The sequence below is a fragment of the Streptomyces tricolor genome, from assembly GCF_002155905.1.
GTDB lineage: Bacteria > Actinomycetota > Actinomycetes > Streptomycetales > Streptomycetaceae > Streptomyces > Streptomyces tricolor.
In genome coordinates this window covers 1-752 of the sequence record NZ_MUMF01001041.1, presented here as the reverse complement: position 1 = coordinate 752, position 752 = coordinate 1, and the positions used below count along the sequence as shown (strand labels likewise).

Annotated in this window: 2 protein-coding genes; both read right to left on the bottom strand. The window is 69.0% G+C overall.

All coding sequences use genetic code 11. The features are described from left to right. Positions 1–156: CinA family protein (locus CCN44_RS42595; RefSeq protein ID WP_208639958.1), on the bottom strand; the 156-nt coding region annotated here is incomplete at its 3' end. Further along, positions 153–752 (bottom strand): CDP-diacylglycerol--glycerol-3-phosphate 3-phosphatidyltransferase (gene pgsA / locus CCN44_RS42590; protein WP_086704620.1); only part of this gene is annotated, 600 nt, incomplete at its 5' end. The genes CCN44_RS42595 and pgsA, both read right to left, overlap by 4 nt.

Sequence of the window (752 nt, the reverse complement as noted above, 5' to 3'; positions counted from 1 at the left end):
GGCGTAGGCGGTGATCGACCCCCGGAACACCCGGGAGGCCCCGGGTACCCCGGTGATCTCCGCCGCTACCAGGCCACCGGTCAGCGACTCGGCGACGGCAAGGGTCTCGCCCCTCACGGTCAGTAGTCGCACCAGTTCGGCGGCCTCGGCTCTCACGCTTCCTTCTCCTCCAACGCCGCGGCGCGCTCGGCGATTCCCCGCCGGCGCAGCACAATGGCTTGTCTCACGTAGTCGAGGCCCGTCGCGACCGTGAGGACGACCGCCACGGCCATCACCCAGAACCTCAGAGTGGCCAGCCACCCCGTCAGTGCCAGGACGTACATCCCGACGGCCACGCCCTGGGTGAGCGTCTTCAGCTTGCCGCCCCGGCTGGCAGGGATCACGCCGTAGCGAATGACCAGAAAACGCAGCAGGGTGATGCCGAGTTCCCGGCCGAGGATCACGGCCGTCACCCACCACGGCAGATCGCCGAGGGCGGACAGACAGATGAGCGCCGCCCCCATGATCGCCTTGTCGGCGATGGGGTCGGCGATCTTCCCGAAGTCGGTGACCAGGTTGTAGGTTCGCGCCAGATGCCCGTCGAACAGGTCGGTGATCATGGCGATGGCGAAGGCGGCCCAGGCCAGGGAGCGCCAGGCCGGGTCGTAGCCGCCGTCCGCCAGCATCAGGGCCACGAAGCCCGGCACCAGGAGCAGCCGGAGCATCGTCAGCAGATTGGCGACGTTCCAGACGCTCGCCTGGTTGACGGCCGC